Annotated in this window: 16 protein-coding genes; 4 read left to right on the forward strand and 12 right to left on the reverse strand. The window is 41.8% G+C overall.

Annotation, left to right across the window (positions count from 1 at the left end):
• Window positions 1-384: 384 nt before the first annotated feature.
• From VB693_RS08045 to VB693_RS08065, 5 genes are all read right to left on the reverse strand, one after another.
• Window positions 385-1,095, reverse strand: coding sequence for a DevA family ABC transporter ATP-binding protein (locus VB693_RS08045; RefSeq protein WP_323265803.1), 711 nt, complete (start codon window positions 1,093-1,095; stop codon window positions 385-387).
• 13 nt (window positions 1,096-1,108) lie between these two features.
• Window positions 1,109-2,278 (reverse strand): ABC transporter permease DevC, encoded by a 1,170-nt coding sequence (gene devC, locus VB693_RS08050; RefSeq protein ID WP_323265804.1) that lies wholly within the window; start codon window positions 2,276-2,278, stop codon window positions 1,109-1,111.
• Between the two features lie 9 nt (window positions 2,279-2,287).
• Window positions 2,288-3,607, reverse strand: coding sequence for an ABC exporter membrane fusion protein (locus VB693_RS08055; protein WP_323265805.1), 1,320 nt, complete (start codon window positions 3,605-3,607; stop codon window positions 2,288-2,290).
• A gap of 207 nt (window positions 3,608-3,814) precedes the next feature.
• A complete protein-coding gene (locus VB693_RS08060) occupies window positions 3,815-6,007 on the reverse strand; it encodes a pentapeptide repeat-containing protein (RefSeq protein WP_323265806.1) in 2,193 nt (730 codons plus the stop codon).
• A 57-nt stretch (window positions 6,008-6,064) separates the two neighbouring features.
• Window positions 6,065-7,069 carry a zinc-dependent alcohol dehydrogenase family protein gene (locus tag VB693_RS08065; protein ID WP_323265807.1) on the reverse strand — a complete coding sequence of 335 codons (1,005 nt, stop codon included), beginning with the start codon at window positions 7,067-7,069 and terminating at the stop codon, window positions 6,065-6,067.
• A gap of 301 nt (window positions 7,070-7,370) precedes the next feature.
• Between VB693_RS08065 and VB693_RS08070 the strand changes: the two genes are divergently transcribed.
• Both VB693_RS08070 and nadC read left to right on the forward strand, forming a co-directional pair.
• The gene (locus tag VB693_RS08070; protein WP_323265808.1) at window positions 7,371-8,249 is read left to right on the forward strand and encodes a spondin domain-containing protein; all 879 of its coding nucleotides are present in this window, start codon (window positions 7,371-7,373) and stop codon (window positions 8,247-8,249) included.
• Window positions 8,250-8,602: 353 nt separating this feature from the next.
• Entirely contained in the window at window positions 8,603-9,466 is an 864-nt protein-coding gene (nadC, locus tag VB693_RS08075) for a carboxylating nicotinate-nucleotide diphosphorylase (RefSeq protein ID WP_323265809.1), read from the forward strand.
• A 5-nt stretch (window positions 9,467-9,471) separates the two neighbouring features.
• On the opposite strand, the gene VB693_RS08080 is transcribed toward nadC, so the two are convergent.
• Both VB693_RS08080 and ureC read right to left on the reverse strand, forming a co-directional pair.
• Window positions 9,472-10,425 carry a transposase gene (locus tag VB693_RS08080; RefSeq protein WP_323265810.1) on the reverse strand — a complete coding sequence of 318 codons (954 nt, stop codon included), beginning with the start codon at window positions 10,423-10,425 and terminating at the stop codon, window positions 9,472-9,474.
• A 3-nt stretch (window positions 10,426-10,428) separates the two neighbouring features.
• Window positions 10,429-12,135, reverse strand: coding sequence for an urease subunit alpha (gene ureC, locus VB693_RS08085; RefSeq protein ID WP_323265811.1), 1,707 nt, complete (start codon window positions 12,133-12,135; stop codon window positions 10,429-10,431).
• A gap of 79 nt (window positions 12,136-12,214) precedes the next feature.
• Between ureC and VB693_RS08090 the strand changes: the two genes are divergently transcribed.
• A complete protein-coding gene (locus VB693_RS08090) occupies window positions 12,215-12,592 on the forward strand; it encodes a GxxExxY protein (protein ID WP_323265812.1) in 378 nt (125 codons plus the stop codon).
• A gap of 64 nt (window positions 12,593-12,656) precedes the next feature.
• Here the strand turns inward: VB693_RS08090 and VB693_RS08095 are convergent, their stop codons facing one another.
• From VB693_RS08095 to VB693_RS08105, 3 genes are all read right to left on the reverse strand, one after another.
• Window positions 12,657-12,962 carry an urease subunit beta gene (locus tag VB693_RS08095; protein WP_323265832.1) on the reverse strand — a complete coding sequence of 102 codons (306 nt, stop codon included), beginning with the start codon at window positions 12,960-12,962 and terminating at the stop codon, window positions 12,657-12,659.
• Between the two features lie 46 nt (window positions 12,963-13,008).
• Window positions 13,009-13,887, reverse strand: a complete 879-nt coding sequence (locus tag VB693_RS08100; protein WP_323265813.1) for an NAD(P)-dependent oxidoreductase — start codon at window positions 13,885-13,887, stop codon at window positions 13,009-13,011.
• 81 nt (window positions 13,888-13,968) lie between these two features.
• Window positions 13,969-14,712, reverse strand: coding sequence for a tetratricopeptide repeat protein (locus VB693_RS08105; protein ID WP_190707195.1), 744 nt, complete (start codon window positions 14,710-14,712; stop codon window positions 13,969-13,971).
• 323 nt (window positions 14,713-15,035) lie between these two features.
• On the opposite strand from VB693_RS08105, the gene VB693_RS08110 reads away from it, so the two are divergent.
• Window positions 15,036-16,391 (forward strand): pentapeptide repeat-containing protein, encoded by a 1,356-nt coding sequence (locus tag VB693_RS08110; protein WP_323265814.1) that lies wholly within the window; start codon window positions 15,036-15,038, stop codon window positions 16,389-16,391.
• 56 nt (window positions 16,392-16,447) lie between these two features.
• Here VB693_RS08110 and map read toward each other — a convergent pair whose 3' ends face one another.
• Both map and VB693_RS08120 read right to left on the reverse strand, forming a co-directional pair.
• The gene (map, locus tag VB693_RS08115) at window positions 16,448-17,218 is read right to left on the reverse strand and encodes a type I methionyl aminopeptidase (protein ID WP_323265815.1); all 771 of its coding nucleotides are present in this window, start codon (window positions 17,216-17,218) and stop codon (window positions 16,448-16,450) included.
• Window positions 17,219-17,230: 12 nt separating this feature from the next.
• Window positions 17,231-18,220 (reverse strand): Gfo/Idh/MocA family oxidoreductase, encoded by a 990-nt coding sequence (locus tag VB693_RS08120; protein WP_323265816.1) that lies wholly within the window; start codon window positions 18,218-18,220, stop codon window positions 17,231-17,233.
• Window positions 18,221-18,662: the final 442 nt, after the last annotated feature.

Below are 18,662 nucleotides of genomic sequence, written 5' to 3' on the forward strand. Positions count from 1 at the left end.
AGACCTTTAATTATTTACCCTGTTCTACTTAGTTTTGTTAGGGACTTATACAATAGCTTGGTCTATGTTTCCTAACGCCAACCGAAGAATAATCTTCGTATTAACTGAAATACTTAGTACATCACAATATAAAGCCCAACCCCTATCTGTAATAGTGTGGACTGGGGGTATAATTTTTTTCGCGGTTTCCCTCTAGGAACGTAGAGCTATGCTACGTCTTTGATGGATAGTGATACCCTGCGCAACTGCGGGACGTTCAGCGATGCGATCGCGCCATACTGACAGACTAGACATATCCAAAAATGAAATATGCGTTATCCATAAACCTTTGGAGACATAGCATTGCTACGTCTCTACTTTTTCACCAGATGTCTATGAGAAAATTTATTTGATTTCTAGGCTTGCACTCTGTTGGTCATTTTTGCGGCCTAGTTGACCATCTTCCATATGAATAATGCGATTGGCAATATCTAAAATCCGATTATCGTGAGTCACCAACAAAATAGTGCATCCTTGTTCTTTTGCTAAATGCTGCATCAGGTCTACAACATCTCGACCAGTTTTTTTATCTAATGCAGCTGTTGGCTCATCTGCTAAAACTAACTTGGGGTGACTGACTAAAGCACGAGCGATCGCTACCCGTTGTTTTTGTCCTCCAGAAAGGTTATCGGGATAGTAATCAACACGCTCACCTAGACCTACCGCTTGCAGCATGGCTTCAGATTTGGTACGTGCTTCCATTGAGCTAATATTTTCATGTAGCTCAATGGACATTTGCACATTCTGTCTAGCAGTCATAAATGGCAATAAATTATGAGCTTGGAAGATATAACCAATATGGCGACGAGTTTGCACCATTTTCTCTTCATTCGCGCCATTCATTTCTTGACCTAAAATTTTTAAACTTCCCTCTTGGACTGAACGCAAAGCACCAATTAATGATAGTAAAGTGGTTTTGCCTGAGCCAGAGGGGCCAGTCATAATGACAATTTCGCCCGAATCTATTGCTAGATTAATGTCAAATAATACCTGCTTTTTTAAGGAACTATTGCCATAATAATGGTTGAGATTACTAATATCTATTACAGGTTGCATAAATATATAGTCCTTAAAAAATATCAGCTGGATCAGCAGATTTTAGCTTTCCTACCGCCGTAGCACCAGAAATAAAACACATAATGACGGTTGCTAACATCACAAATATCGCTCGTGAAAAACTCATTTCAATCGGCAGCAAGGTCGCTTTTTTAGCAAATTCATACTGGATTATAGAGAGGATAAAACCTGGTATATAACCTAAAAATGCAATAAATAAAGCTTGTTGAAGCACCATAGACAACAGATAATTATGCCTATATCCCATTGCTTTCAGGGTGGCATATTGTGCTAGATGTTCAGAAACATTGCTATAAAGAATTTGATAAACAACTACTATACCTACAATAATTCCCAGTCCTACACCTAAATTAAATATAAAACCAATTGCTGTACTACTTTGCCAATAGTTTTTTTCAAAAGCAATTAACTCGGCTTTCGAGAAAACTTTCACATCTTTTGGTAGAAAATCTTTCAATTTCTTGACAAAGGCATCAGCATTATTGCCAGGTTTTAATTTAATCAGACCAATATTAATGAAGCCTTGTTGCCTATTACTAAAAATCCTCAGAAAATTCAGATGGCTAGTAACTAAGTTACCATCAGAACCAAAAGATGCTCCTAGCTCAAATAATCCACCTACCTGAATTTTACGATTGGGGCCGCGATCGCTAACTTCTGCTGTAATATCGCGCTGCTGTTCAAATTCTGCAACAATAGGGCCAAACTCAGCGCGAGAACTACGGTCAAATAAAACCATATCAGGTAGTTTGAGAATGTTTAAATTTTCTGCAACTCCCGGAAAATCAAATATTTGCTCTTGCAGTTCAAAACCAATTACAAAAATATTCCGCCAAGAATCTCTAGTTGCAGTATTTTTCCACTGCACAAATCCTAAATAAATAGGATTAACAAACTCAACCTCATCAAATGCTAAAGCTTGAGTTAATCGCCTTTGGGGGAAGCTTTCCATCGCCACTAAAGATGTAGATCGGGGACTGATTAAAAAGCAATCACCTTGTAACCCTTGATGTAAACGCACAGCACTATCAAATAAAGCATCTCGAATACCCAGTTGCATAAATACAATAATAACTGCAAATATAACTCCTGAAAGTGCCACAATTAATCGAGTTTTTTGGTATCTAAGTTGTAACCAGGCTGTAGGTAGTTTGCTAAACATATTTTCTTGCTAATTGCTAGTGCTTTCTGGAGAATTGGATGTGTTTATTACCACTTTTACCTGCAAATTAGTTAATCCGGCAACTCGCTGACTAGCTTCTGCATCAAGACGAATTTTTACTTCAACTACTCTGGCATCTGCATCGGCAACTGGGTCAGTACCGAGTGCATCTTTTTTGCCAATTTGCAACCCGATTTCATCAACTGTTCCTTGTAGCTCACCGATGACTCTATCACCCTTAATTGTGGCTATTTGACCTATATTGACTTTAGCGATGTCGGTTTCATAGACTTCTGCTGTGATATACATTTGGTCAGTGTTTCCTAAGTCAACAATTCCCTGATTGCCAATTAATTCACCAGGCCAGCTATGAATTTGGAGAATTTGACCATCTCTAGGCGATCTCACATAAGCTAACTCTAAATCTGCCCTAGCTCGTTGCACAGTAGCTTGTGTAGCTGCGACTTCCATTTGTGCTAGTTGCACATCCACAGGACGAACTTCTGCAATAGAATCCAGAGTTGCTTCTGCTTCTTTAATCTGCTTTTGATTCGTGGCTACTGTGCGACGGAGGTTAGCTGTTGCTTCTTCAATATCTTCTTGATAGGAACTCACAATGCGGCTGAGATTGGCTTGTGCTTCCTTCAGGCGTTCTTGAGTAGTATCCTGCTGGAGACAAAAACTATCACGCTGTTGAGCTGCTACCGCCCCATCTTGATATAAATTCTGATAGCGTTCACAATCTGTTTGGGAATTTCGCAACTCAGCTTTAATGCGCTCAATCGTTGCTTCTTGGGCAATTTTTTCCCCTTGTAACTTAGCTTTTAAGCTGGCAATAGTTGCCCTTTGGGTAGCGATTTGTCCTTTTAACTCGGCCTGTGTGCCTTCAAATCTGGCATCTTGAGCCGTTATCTCACCCCTTTTCGCACCAGCTTTGACTTGCTGTAGACGAGCCTGGGCAACTTTCACCTGCACTTGTGCTTGTCTAAGAGATGCTTGCAGGCGATCGCGACTATCTAAAATCGCAATGACTTGGCCAGACTTAATTTTATCCCCTCGTTTCACCAACAGTTCCGTAACTCTTGCCCCTTCTTGGAAAGCAGGAGCAGATATTGTAATTACTTTATCTTGAGGTTCTAAATACCCCGTAGCAGCAATAGCACCAATATCATTAATCTTTGTATTGACAGTAGTTGATGTTGATCTAGAACTGGCTGACTGCAAACTGAGGACAGAGTAAGTGGTAATAGCACCAGTTGCTACAGCAGAAATGATTATGAGAGCAGTAGTTCCCCGATTCAGAGATTTAAACATGAGTTGGGATTTCATTTTTACTACCTGAGTTTAAAAAATATCATTTGGCGGTAGCATTTATACTAATTCGTCATGTTTTTGAGAGAATTAGTTTGAGGGTTTGCCTGATTTGAAACTTCGTTAATTTATCAGAGGCACTTGAGGAATTTATGCAATTAGCACAGTAATTCATCCCTAAACCCTTACCGTTATTGCCAGTGCATCAGTCCTAGAATCTGGAAATTATTTGAGATAAATCAATAAGTTCAAGCCGGGAATAGTGCGGGAGAGTGTCCATAAAACTAGGGTGATATAGAGTACCCCTAAACTCCACTGATACCAAGCTAGGGTAGAAATTATTCCCGGTAGGTGTTCATCTCTAAGGCGAATGTCATTAAACCCTAACTTGACTAGATTGTTGAGGCTAAAGTCATAGTAGTTCAGCCAATTCCAACGGCGATCGCATAATAGGGGCATATATCGTTCCCGAAATACTTGATTTCTGGGAATCACGGGTAAACGACCAATTAATAATCGCAACTGTCGAAATGTTCCGTCTTCGCTTAAGTACGAAACATTCATTAAGTCGTGATAGCGTCCCTGTTGGTAGAGGCGGATCAGTAAAATTAAGGGTATGGGGACGATAATTATCCCCAGACATCCCAGAGTGAGCCAAGGTTGGGCAGCATTGCGGAAAATGGCTAATAAGCTCAAGAATGTTAACCCACTAAAACTAATGAAGATAGCAACAGTTTCGTAGTAGGTGGGAATGATGGGGAAGGGATGCAGACGACGATAGCGATCTACTAGCCAAAATAGTACACCAAAATAAGCGATCGCCACTCCCCCCACACCAAAGACTAGCCAGAAGTTTGTCCCATAGCCGCTTAAGAGTAACAATACACTCAATGCTAACCAAGCCCAAGCTTCTAGCAACCAACTACCAATAGCCAGGGGTTCGGAAACTATCAGGCGATCGCTGAGTTGGTTGTAGGTGGCTAAATCGATATCTACTAAGGTTAATATTTCGTTGGTGTTGCGAAATTGTTTAATGATTCGGCGTTGGGCGATCGCTTCTGCTTGAATGTGAGAAAAACCCAGTCTGATCAAACTTACCACAGGTGCATTATTAATATTAATCCCTAATAACTCATGGCTTAATTCTTGCAGTCTTAATTGTTGTTTGGTGTACTCTATTTGGTTAGCATCAGTTACTTGCTGTTGTTGACGGAAATTCTGTCCCAAATTTCGCAAAATATTTTGATTTCCTTGTAAAGTGGGGACACTAAACATTTTCCCAATCTGCCCAGGATTACCTAATATTTTTGCTTGATTAGAATTAAACGTAATCCCAGGGACATTTAAAAATGCTTCCTTGGCAAATAGGGCATCACTAAAATCAGCTTGGTTGAGAATACTAGCATTCTGCAAATCTACAGGTTGATTAAACAGCACCTCTCTAAATATGACAGCTTGCTCAAAAGTTGCCTCTTTTAAAAATAGGAACTGATTAAAACTTGATTTAGTAAACTGGGCTTGATTTGTAAATTTCGCATCAGAAAAATCAGCATTCTCTTGCCATTGAATATTATTAAATCTAGCTAACTGTTTAAAAATAGCTTGATTGAAATTGGCATTTTTATCAAAAAAGCTACCTTGAAAATCAGCATTTTCGAGAAACTGGGTTTGTTTAAAATTAGCTTTATCAAAAAAAATACTACTGCGAAAATCACTCGTTTTGTGGAAACTGGAATTATAAAAACTTACAAGGCGACTAAATCTAGTTTCACTCCAGTTAGCAATTTGCAGAAAAACAGCATTTTGAACATCTACAGATTGGAGAAAAAATGTATTAGGAAATCTCACTTCTCCATTAAAACGAGTTTGAGTAAATGTCAAAGCACCACGAAAAACTGTCACTTCGCTAGACGCTGTTGATTGAGTATCTAAAAGTGAACGACAATCTTTAGAGTTGATCAAAGTCACCGTTAAAGATTGCAAGCAAACTAAACGTAACTGTTCTAATTGTGCTTGCTCAGTGGCAGTAAAAATGGGAGCAATGGCTTGGGCGTATAAAGGCGTTCTTAAACCCAAATCACTGCCAATAAAATCACCTTGAACTAGAGAATAGCTCAAGTCTAAGCCTAAAGGTTTTGCTCCTATTTTTTGCAGTTCTTTTCGCAGCAATTGATAAAAAGCGTCACGAAAACTAGCATTTTCAGGACGCAAATCAATTACCATCTGTCGCAAGTCTACAGTTAAATTACCTTCTCGGAGAGTAGGATTATGTAGTCGTTCTTGCAACAATTCTAAAGTTAATGGTGTGCGTTCTAGTTGTGTTGATGCTGCCCACGCGGGTAGGGGAATTAATAATACTAACAACGCACACAAAATAATTAGTAAAGTAGCTTGTCTCCACCATAGGGAATGGGACATTGAGTATGAGTCATTAATCATTAGTCATTGGTTCTTTCCCATTTGCCACTCCCTTCTTCAATCATTGCTGATCAGCAGAACAATTTTACCCACAATTCCACCCTCTTCCAGTAAATGATGAGCTTGAGCAGCTGCTTCTAAAGGAAACTGGTGGCTGACATGAATTTTTAATTTACCTTGATCAATCCAGTCGGCGCACTCTGCCAAGATTTCCGCATGATGCTGTTGTGCTTCTACTAAGCCAAGTAACATTGGTGTCAGCATTAACTCAAAACTAACGCGGAGGTTGCGATTTCTGGCACTTCTCCATACAGTATCAGCCTTTGGTTCGAGAATAGTGACGATATCGCCATAGACTCGCACAGCCGGGAAAGTTTGATGAAAAGTTTCACCCCCGACGGTATTAAAAGCTAAGTCTACACCTTCGCCGTTAGTCCAATCTAAGACAGCTTGGGCAAAATCTGTTTGTTTATAGAAAATCACATGATCAGCACCAAGTTGTTTGACGAAACGCGCCTTTTCTTCAGAACTAACAGTAGTGGAGACAATCGCGCCTTTGAGTTTTGCCAGTTGAATCGCCACATGGCCCACCCCACCAGCACCCGCATGAATTAAAACTTTTTCCCCAGGTTCTAATCTTCCCCGTTCATATAAAGCTTCCCAAGCGGTGATTAAGACTAGAGGTGCGGCGGCTGCTTCGGCAAAGGTTAAGGATTCTGGTTTATGGGCTGCAAAGCGTTCATCTATAATAGTGTACTCAGCATAATTACCTTGATGTCCGCCTAAGCCACCGTTACAGAAATAGACTGCATCACCTGGACGAAACCGTTTTACGCCGTCGCCGACTGCTTCCACTACACCTGCACCATCACACCCTAAAATTGCTGGCATTTGATCGGGGTAAAAAGTGCCTCGTTGTCGTAGTTTAGTGTCAATGGGGTTAATTCCAGCTGCTACCAAGCGGACTAATAAGTCTGTACTACCTAATACAGTAGGTTTTGGCACTTCCTGTAATTGCAAAACCTCTGGACTACCTGGTGCTGTGATTAAAACTGCTTTCACGATTTTTCCTCCCAGTTGAAGCTAGATGCACACTCATTATTTGTCAATTTAGCGTAACTAGGAAGGTAAAAGGCGATCGCCGTCAGGAAAAGGCGGGGGGTAGCGGATCGCACTTGTATTATTGACAATATTGGTCAAATCAAGCTTACCTAGCCAATTCTCAGAAGTTTCTCAGCTAGAACTCATCTTGCCATGAGTAAATGAAGCCGTAACTTGGCAACCAAATTTTCCTTTTATTGAAGAGAATTTTGGCAATTTTTGGATTAACTCTGCACTAACAGAAGATTATTACAAGGAAACCATGAATAATCAGCATCTTGCTGCTTTTTTGAACCATCAAAGCATTGTCACTATGGCCTTTGGTGTATTCTCAGCTTTAACTATGACATCAGCAGCAACAGCCGGCACATTAAAAGTCACTGTTGAGAATTTAGCACCACAACAGGGCGTTGTCGTCACGCCATTATGGGTAGGCTTTCATGACGGTAACTTCGATATTTTTAATTCTGGTGAGGTTGCTTCTAGCAGTCTCGAACGGTTAGCCGAGGATGGGAGTACAGCACCAATAGCCAATCAATTTTTAGCTAGTGGTACTGGACTAATTGAGGGGACAATCTTCGGGCCAGGTATCAGTCCTACATCACCGCCTGTTATTCCTCCAGGTGAGATCGCTTCGAGAATATTTGAGGTTGATAGTAGTCTGGCTAGCAGTCACTACTTTAGTTATGCTGCCATGATTGTTCCTAGCAATGATGCCTTTATTGCCAATGGTAATCCACTAACTTTCAAAATTTTTGACGATGCAGGCAAATTTATCGGTGCTGATTTTATAGTTTCTGGTAACAATATTTGGGATGCAGGGACGGAAGTCAACGATGAAATTCCTGGTAATACTGCACTTCTCGGACAAACAACACCTAACACTGGGGTGACAGAAAATGGCGTAGTTCGTCTACATCCTGGCTTTATTCCTGGTGGAAATATCTTATCCGCCTTTCCTAACGCAGACTTTACAACTTCAGGCTACCAAGTAGCGCGGATTAAAATTGAACAAGTGCCAGAACCAGGTAATACGACTGGGTTGTTAATTACTGGCGGTTTGTTATGGATGGGGTATCGTTTTCGTAAGCAATTCAGTTTAGGAATTGAGGAAACAGATAGAGTTAAACGAATGCTCTGATTTTTATCTCATTTTTTTGCTTAAATGAACCGTATTGAGCTATACAGAACCCCACTTTCTTTGAAAAAGTGGGGTTCTAGATTTGTGATAAAAAAACCGCAAAACTATAATGTCATATAGTTTTACGGTTTTTAGTGTGGTGTGAGGAGCTTAACTAAATATCATGATAGAGTAACTGACTAGTGATGACACGCTCGTAACAGTTTTGGTAACAAGATTTTTTTGTAAAGATAATAATAATTTCTTGTAAGCCTCCACTTAGCGCAGCTACGTACTAGCAACATATAAAAGAAACACTACTTCTTCTGTCTTCGCTGTCACCTGTCACCTGTCACCTGTCCCCTATTGCCTAGATGAACCATTTAACTGCTATGCTACCCCCATTTATTGTGTTAGACCAGCTATTACAAAGCTGGTTGTTAGAAGATATTGGTAGAGGCGATCGCACTACAAATAGTCTATTAGCCGCAGATGTCACTCCAGGTAAGGCTAAATGGATAGCAAAAGCACCAGGAATAATTGCTGGTTTACCTGTAGCAGCTAGGGTATTTCAGCTATTGAATGAGAAAGTTAGTTTTGTAGTGGCTGCTGATGAAGGTGCATTCTGTGAACCAGGACAACTAGTAGCGGAAATTCACGGTTCATTGGATGCGTTGCTGATGGGGGAACGGGTAGCGTTGAACTTAGGGATGCGTTTGAGTGGAATTGCTACCTTAACGAATCAATATGTAGAACAAATTGCAGATTTACCTGCACAGTTGGTAGATACCCGCAAAACCACACCCGGATTAAGATTGTTAGAAAAGTACGCAACTGCTGTGGGTGGTGCAATTAATCACCGCATGGGGTTAGACGATGCAGTGATGATTAAAGATAACCATATTGCGGCGGCTGGGGGAATTACAGAAGCCATCACCCGGATTCGTGCCAAAATTCCCTATCCTTTAACAATAGAAGTAGAAACGGAAAATTTAGCACAGGTGAAAGACGCTTTGGAGCATCAAGCCGATATTATTATGTTAGATAATATGCCCTTAGATATGATGCGGGAAGCAGTGGTGTTAATTCGTCAGCAGGATAGACGGGTAAAAATAGAAGCCTCTGGGAATGTGACTTTAGAAACTATTCGCGCTGTTGCTGAGACAGGTGTTGACTATATTTCCAGTAGTGCGCCGATTACCCAATCGAAGTGGTTAGATTTGAGTATGAAAATGTGATCAATTCATTCTCCAGCAGTAAGATTATCTAATACTTGCTGAAATTCTGTAATTGATGGAATTGCGATCGCGCTTTTCAGCAGTGTCTTCAGCAACGATGGATCATTAATTTCATTAATGGCTTCCACAATAGAGTTTGGCACTTCTCCAAATCTCGTTTCTAAAATAGCAATCAAATTCTCTCTACCCATTTGAACAATCCCTTCTTCTTTTGCTAGTCGTTCAATACTGGTTACGTATCGCATTCTCTGTACCTCCTCGTAACTTCTGACTTCCATTTTAAAATCTAATGCCAATTCCCTTGGCAAAACCATCACCCAGTCGATAAACCGAAATAATTCCTGAATATCTTCTCGGCTATATCCCCTGGAAAATAGACTTCTAACTATGCTTAATTTCCACTGTAGCCGACTTTCTGGGTTGCGTTGGGTCGCTTTGGTTTTGAGATGCGCCATCACAATTATCCCAAAGGGGTTGGTGGTTTGTTCTAGGGTTTCCCAAGTTGTTTCAAAGTCTAACAATTTCGCTATGGGGAACTCTAAACTCACACGACATCCACCTAGTTGATAGCTGTAGCTATTAGGTCGCCAATTTGGTTGTTCATCAGCTAAAACCGCCAAGCTAATGACGCGCTTTTTGTGACGGTCAAATAAGCGGTAATTATAGATGTACATCCGTTCCGCGAATTGGCGGTCATATTTTCCTTGAACTTCCACATGAACTAATACCCAAGCTTCTTCACCATTGAGTAACCAAACTTTGGCAACTTTATCGACTAAACGCCGTCCGATTTCTGCATCAGGTTCTAGCTGTTGTAGTTCGGTGTCGAGAAATTCGTAAGGTTGTGTCCAGTCGATTTCTCCGTAAGCTTGGGGGAAAAAGAAGTCCAGAAAGTTAGGGAAATATAACTCAATGACTTCTTTCCAAGGACTATCGTAATCGGTTGTTGATTCTGTCATTGACTAAAACAAAAAGTATCTTTGCGCCATTGGTAAAACTGTGGCGGGTTCACAGGTTAGCAATTCGCCATCGGCTTTGACTTCATAGGTTTCTGGATCTACTTCGATATGAGGTAAAGCATCATTTAACTTCATATCCTGTTTAGTTAATTGACGTGTCCCAGAAACCGCTACGGCTGATTTCTTTAAACCCAACTGGCTAGGAATTCCTCTAGCTAAAGCCGCTTGGGAAACAAAGGTTAAAGATGTGGCGTGTTTCGCGCCTCCAAAACTACCAAACATCGGTCGCATATGTACAGGTTGGGGTGTGGGTATACTGGCGTTTGCATCTCCCATCTGTGACCATGCAATCATCCCGCCTTTAATAACTATCTCTGGCTTCACACCAAAGAATGCTGGTCTCCACAAACATAAATCTGCAAGTTTACCTGCTTCTACCGAACCGACATATTCAGCAATACCATGTGTAATGGCTGGATTAATCGTATATTTGGCAACATATCTTTTAGCCCGCAGATTATCTGCTTCTCCATCACCTGCAAGCCTTCCCCGTTGCACCTTCATTTTGTGGGCTGTTTGCCAAGTGCGAATTATTACTTCACCTACTCTTCCCATTGCTTGAGAATCGGATGCAATCATGCTAAACGCGCCTAAATCATGGAGAATATCTTCGGCGGCGATGGTTTCCCGGCGGATGCGGGACTCGGCAAAGGCGACATCTTCGGCGATGCTGGGGTCGAGGTGATGACATACCATCAACATATCTAGGTGTTCATCTAAGGTGTTGAGGGTATAGGGACGGGTGGGGTTGGTGGAAGATGGGAGGACGTTGGGTTCACCGCAGACTTTGATAATATCTGGTGCGTGTCCACCGCCTGCGCCTTCAGTGTGATAAGTGTGAATGACGCGATGTTTAAAGGCGGCGATGGTATCTTCGACAAATCCGGCTTCGTTGAGGGTGTCGGTGTGAATTGCCACTTGCACATCATATTCATCGGCGACACTGAGACAGGTATCAATGGTAGCGGGGGTTGTTCCCCAGTCTTCATGTAGCTTTAACCCCATTGCACCAGCTAAAACTTGTTCGATTAAGCCTTGGGGTTGGCTGGTGTTTCCCTTACCTAAAAAGCCTAAGTTTATGGGGAAAGCATCAGCCGCTTGTAGCATTCGGTAAATGTTCCAGGGGCCGGGGGTGCAGGTGGTGGCGTTAGTTCCTGTAGCGGGGCCTGTACCACCGCCAATCATGGTAGTGATACCGGAGGCGATCGCAACTTCAATCTGCTGAGGACAGATAAAATGAATATGGCTATCGATACCGCCAGCCGTGAGAATCATTCCTTCCCCGGCTAAGGCTTCTGTACCTGGGCCGATAATAATATCGATATTGTCTTGAATATATGGATTCCCTGCTTTCCCAATTTTAAATATTTTGCCGTCTTTAATGCCGATGTCTGCTTTGACTACTCCCCACCAATCGAGAATCAAAGCATTGGTAATGACTAAATCTACTGCACCATCTGCATTGGAAATAGGGGATTGTCCCATCCCATCGCGGATGACTTTACCGCCGCCAAATTTCACTTCGTCGCCGTAGGTAGTGAAGTCTTGTTCTACTTGTATAAATAATTCTGTATCAGCTAGGCGGATGCGATCGCCTACTGTGGGGCCGTAGGTTTCTGCGTAGGCGCGGCGAGATATTTTGTAAGGCATATTACATTTTTTGGAAGTGGGGTTAGAATTGAGTTTAAACGCAAAGAGGCGCGGAGGGAAGCGCAGAGGGTCGCGGAGTATGGATGAGAATGATTTGAGTGGGATGATTATTGGGTGTGGAATGAGAGTGCATACGGCGTTGGGTCCGGGGTTGTTGGAGTCGGCTTATGAGGAGTGTTTGTGTTATGAGTTGCAGCAGCAAGGATTTAGAGTTGGTAGGCAAATTCCATTACCCCTTGTGTATAAAGAGGTGCAATTAGATTGTGTCTATCGTTTGGATTTGATAGTTGAAAATAAGGTAGTGATTGAAGTCAAATCTGTAGAATCTCTCAAACCCATCCACGCGGTACAACTTCTCACGTACCTGAAACTTACCCAATGTAAACTCGGCCTCCTCCTCAACTTTAACGTCCTCCACCTCAAAGAAGGCATCAAACGAGTAGCCAACAAACTCTAACTTTGCGCACCTCTGCGTAAACCTCCGCGCCCCTACCCTGCGGGAACGCCTAAAGGCGAATGCGTTATAATTTCCCATTCACCTTCCCGTTAAACCCATAAACTTGACGACTCCCAATTAAAGGAACTAAACTCACCTCCTTCTCATCCCCCGGTTCAAACCGCACTGCTGTTCCGGCTGGAATATCTAACCTCATTCCCAATGCTTGTTTTCGATCAAAATTAAGCGCATTATTCACCTCATAAAAATGAAAATGTGAACCAACTTGAATCGGGCGATCGCCTGTATTCCCTACGCACAATTTCACAATTTGACGACCAGCATTAAGTTCAATTTCTCCCGCAGGTGTAATAATTTCCCCTGGTATCATCATAGTATTTGCAATGGTATTACGTGATAGTTAATTTTATCCGAAATCAAGATATCAGCAAAGCTAATTCCTCTAACTCTTCTTTGATAGACTTAGGTTGATACCCCAAAATAAAAGCTTTGGAACTGTCTAAAGATACATCTGCGGGTCTTGGTGCTGCCATTTGCACATCTTGTTGACGACAACCTTTAAGTCCAATTGCCGGAAGTTGGAAAACATCTACCAAAAGCCGCCCAAAATCATAGCGAGAAATCCTTTCTTTGCCGCCTAAATGAATAATACCATTAACTTTTTCTAAGGCTAATAATAACCCCTGTACCGCAGTTTTAGCACTGGTTGGGGTGCGAAATTCGTCGATGAATAAATTTAGTTCTTTTCTCTGTTTTAAAATTTCAATAAATGGCTGAATAAAACTTTTGGCTGTGGGGGTAGCATTACCAAACATTAATGGCATCCGACACACTGCTGTCATGGGATAGCGTTCTAACATTTGTATTTCTGCTAATACTTTTTGTTCACCATAAATATTAACAGGACACACCGCATCTGTTTCTTTATAAGGCGCATTTAACCCATCAAAAACTAAGTCAGTTGATGTGAAGACACAGGGAATAGCATAATCTGCACAAAGTCCCGCAATATTACTAGATGCTGTCACATTAATTAAGTGTGATTCTTGGGGATGGATTTGACAAAAGTTTGGTTGCGATCGCGCTGCTGTATGAATGACTGCATCCGGTTGAATTTTTCTAAATGCCTGCTTCAATTCAGCAAAATCTGTTAAGTTTAATTTAATTAAGTTAATCCCAGAAATTTCTATATTATGGTAATAATAAGTTCCATAAATTTGCCAATTGTGTTTAGCTATTTGGCAAAGATGCCATCCCAAAAAACCACTTGCTCCCGTGATTAAAAGTTTTTTCATTGGAAAGTGATGAGTGCTGAGTGCTGAGTTAAAAGTAATTCTACCTTGTCTCCTCTGCTCCCTGCTCTCTGCTCCTCTTACCTACTGCATCAATTCCTGAAATTGCTTATCACTACGCACTTTATCAAAATCTGGGTCAATTTTTGCTAACTGTTGGTACTTATCAGCATCAAGTTGTATGGCTTTTTGCAAATTTGCAGTGGCTAATTCTACATTGCTTTGTAAGGCATAGGTACAAGCTTGATTGTAATAGACTTCTGGTTTATCTGGTTTGATGGCGATCGCTCGCTCATAAGACTTTAAAGCTTCTTGATAGCGTTGCAGCTTTGTTAGGGAAATCCCGCGATTAATCCAGGCGGCGGCTTTTTTTGGTGCGAGGGCGATCGCTTTGTCATATGCTGCTACTGCACCTTGATAATTTTGCAAGGTCATCAACACGTTACCTCGGTTATACCAAGCCTCATCTTTCTCTGGCTGGAGGGCGATCGCTTTGTCGTAGGATGAGAGTGCATCTTTATACTTTTGCAACGATGCTAGGGCGTTACCCCGATTAATCCAAATATCTCCATTTTCTGCTTTGATGGCGATCGCTTGCTCATACATCGCTATAGCATCTTGATAGCGTTGTGCATCTAATAAAATATTTCCTTCAACAAATAATTGTTCTGCCTTTTGGCTATCCTTTGCTTCTGTAAATAGCCGGGAAACATTAATCTTTTTGACTACTTCCTTGGTATTAGTTGTTGATGAGTTTATCCCATCACTACACCCAAATGTGAAGAAAGTAATAAAACCACAGGCAACTAAGCTGCGCCAAAAGACCATACTGTAACCACAGAACTCATAAAACAATGTTAAAACTACCCATCTTTTCTAATCGTATTAACTATCACGAATGATTTTAGATAGTTTTGTATATGTTTTGACACTTTACGTTGCTTTGAAAAATTTGTTAAAAATGTCTAACAAGATTAACATATTCTGTTGAGGAAATCAAATTTTGCTAGCGATGGCGTAACCGCCCAGCGTAGCTGATCGCAGTAGTAATGTTAATTTTCCATGCCCCATAACCCCTATGTTGTATATATGGTGAATTTTTTATGGTCAATCCGTTGGGTAATTGAGACTACTGGGGCAAAATAGAAAACATGACGACTGAATCTAATTCCCCCAAACCACCAACCCCAAAATCTATACCTGAACATGAATCGCAACCAGATGACTTTGATGGTGCTAGAGCAGGTGAAAATCACCTCACGCCAGGAACACTAGCTGCACAACAAGCTTTAGCGGCGATTTCGTCTTTGCAATCTCCGCAAAATACAGCCGCCTTGCAACAAGCCCGTTCTAGTTTCTCAACCACCCCAAAACCTCAATTAAAAGTTAAGCCGAGAGCATTGTTAATAACTGTAGCGGCGATCGCTATGACTCTCCTCGGCTTTGTCCTCAATAACTGGATTATCGGTATGGTGGGGACGTTGGGGACGTTGCTGTTATCTTTGGTGATACTCTTTCCTTGGTTGCAATATGTAGTCAATTCGTGGTTTTCTGGTCAAGATAAAACCATATTTATTGGCTCGGTAGGGCTAATAGTAGCATTCATTGGTGGTTTAAAGTTTTCCGGATTGGGCGATCGCTTACTGCTGTGGGGACGGCGAATCAATTGGGATGCGTCGGGAACTCTGGCGGAGTGGTTTGGGGCTTTGGGTCAAATTTTGATTGCGATCATTGCTGTTTATGTGGCGTGGCGACAATATGTAATTTCCAAAGACTTGACAATTCAGCAAAACCTGTTGACGGTTCAGCAAAATATTATTACCCAACAACAAACCATTGATTCCTACTTCCAAGGGGTTTCTGACTTGGTGTTAGATGAAGAAGGATTATTAGAAGATTGGCCGCAAGAAAGAGCGATCGCCGAAGGTCGGACGGCGGCAATTTTTAGTAGTGTTGATGGTAGTGGTAAAGCTAAAATTCTGCGTTTTTTGTCCCGTTCTAAGTTACTCACACCCCTAAAACGCGATCGCCGTCTAGGTAGAGCCATTCTCAACGGCGTTGGCGGCTACGCAGAAGACCGCTTAGAGGGTGTACGCGTCATTGATTTAGGTGTGATGCTAGCCGCCGCCGACCTTGCAGGTACAGATTTACGCTGGACTGACCTCAGTGAAGCCAATCTTGTTCGCGCTAGTCTCAGTGGTTGTGATTTAGTTAAAGCCAACTTTTCTCGTACTATCTTATATGATGCCAATCTCAGTGGGGCTGACTTGAATGGGGTGCGCCTATTTTACGGTGCATTGGCACAAGCATCACCCCGTAGTCGCACTGAACCACCAGACTATGAAACAGGAGAATACACTGGTGCGGTGGTTGAAAATGCTGATTTTAGCGATGTTCAAAGAATGCCTGAGTCCGTTCGTTATTACTGCTGCGCTTGGGGTGGAGAAAAAACCAGAAATACAATTCCTGGCGGTTGTGAAGGTATTCCTAATCAGTTAGGAAGATAAGTTGGTAATATTTATTGAGTGAAGTAATGGGTATTTACTCATTACTCATTACTCATTTAATCGCCGTCAGAGAGAGTGAGGATTTCTACACCATCCTCTGTTACTACTATGGTATGTTCAAACTGGGCGGATAATTTGCGATCGCGTGTTACAGCTGTCCAACCATCATTGAGCATCTCGACTTCGTAAGTGCCTTCGTTAATCATTGGCTCAATTGTAAATACCATCCCCGGACGCAAACGCTTGCCTTTGTCCCGTATACCGTAGTGGGGAACATCTGGTGCAGTGTGGAAAATATGACTGATACCATGTCCCACAAAATCACGCACCACAGAAAAACCTTCTCCCTCCGCATACTCTTGAATAGCCGCGCCAATATCACCAATCCGCGCCCCTGGCTTGACTTCCGCAATGCCTAAGTAGAGGCACTTTTGGGTTACTTCTACGAGATGTTGTACTTTTGGCGCAGCAGTACCAACAATAAAAGTTTTCGATGTGTCACCGTGGTAGCCATCAACAATTGGTGTCACATCAATGTTAATGATGTCACCTTCTTTGAGAACCTGTTTAGCGTTGGGAATACCATGACAAATGACTTCATTGACGCTGGTACAAATTGACTTCGGAAAACCTTTATAACCTAATGGTGCGCTTTTTGCTCCGTGCGCCTGTGTCCACCGTTCGGCTTCGTCGTTAAGTTCGAGGGTGGTGACTCCTGGTTTTACGAATGGTTCTAGATGTTGCAAAAGTTTAGCCGCCAAGCGTCCCGCCTGCCGCATTTTTTCGATTTCGCGTTGGGATAAAATAACAATTGTCTCAGTTTTCATTTTGGATCTAATTTATTTATCTGTAACAAATATAGTTAAACCAGTCTCTGCGGCTCTTTTGGCTGCATCAGCAACTTTTAGAGTATACAAGCTTTGCTCTAGGGTGACGTACAAAGGTGTGCCATGAAATAAATGATCTAACACCATTGTTGTATCTTTGGCAAATAAACCCCGACGAGTTCCCACCTCTATGGGTGTAGTTTCCCCGGCTTGAATGAAAAATCCTGTTTGCCCATCAAAAATTAAACCACCACTTTCACCATGCACTTCAAACTTTCGTTCATGCTGCCACAAACTTTCACCTTTGCCATAATTCACTTGAGCTAGCAAGCCATTTTCAAAGGAAATTTGCGTCATACAGAAGCAGGTTTGGTAATAGTCTGAGTCTGCTGCTGTTTCCCAATATCGTTGATGACAGTTAACAGAGAAGACTGCACCAAACAAATCCGTTAGACGATGTAAGCGAGACAGTGCGCCAATTAACGGAAACCCGAACATTTCGTGATGATATGTCCATTTGTGGGGTGCAGGGTTTTGGGGATTGATTGTGCTGTAGCGCACGTAAAATAAATGACCAACTTTCTCTAGGTTTTGTTTTAAAGCTTGATGCAGTCCGCCTAAAAGTTCGATATGTTCGACGTGGAGTAATCTTTTTTGAGCTTGGGCTAAAGCCACCAATTCCTCAGCTACTGCCAAATCTACAGCTAGGGGATATTCTACCACTACGTGTTTATTTGCCAATAGTGCCGCACGGGCGATCGCACCATGATCACGATTAATTGTGGAGATCACCACTAAATCTATATCATCTCGTTCTACCAAATCTTGCCAAGAAGTTATCGCTTCAGTCTGGTAATCTTTGGCAAAGGTTTGAGTTTTTTCTAATGTATTCCCAGCAACTGCAACTAAATCTGAACGTTCATCTTGCAGTAGAGCCTCTGCCCGTAGTTTTGCTGCATATCCAGTACCGACTAAGCCTACTCGCACTATTGCTGTTCCCAAAGCTGCTTTTGCATTATACCTAAGTGTAGGGAATAGGTGACAGGGGACAGGGGACAGGGGAGCAGGGGACAGGGGAGCAGGGGGAGCAGAGGGGCAGAAGTTATTCACTACGCAACGCTACCGCGCTTCCTGCGGAACACTGCGTGAACGCGTAGCGTATCCGTAGGATTCACTCCGGAGGAGTACAATTTTGAATTTTGAATTTTGAATTTATATGCCCAATACCTAGAATATATAGTTTTTTCTAATGGTAGCGATATTGAATTGCTAAAAGTATAAAAAAAACTTATTGTTATCTACTAACCAAATCTCATTACTAATCGCGAGGGATTTCTTGTTACATACTTTAATTTTTCCCGTAGTATCAGAATTGAAGCAAATTTGAAACAACGGCTAACTCCATCAGGACAGCCGTAAGGATTGCTTTGGGATAAATTAAATA

Source organism: Anabaena sp. UHCC 0399, from assembly GCF_034931465.1.
Lineage (GTDB): Bacteria > Cyanobacteriota > Cyanobacteriia > Cyanobacteriales > Nostocaceae > Trichormus > Trichormus minutissimus.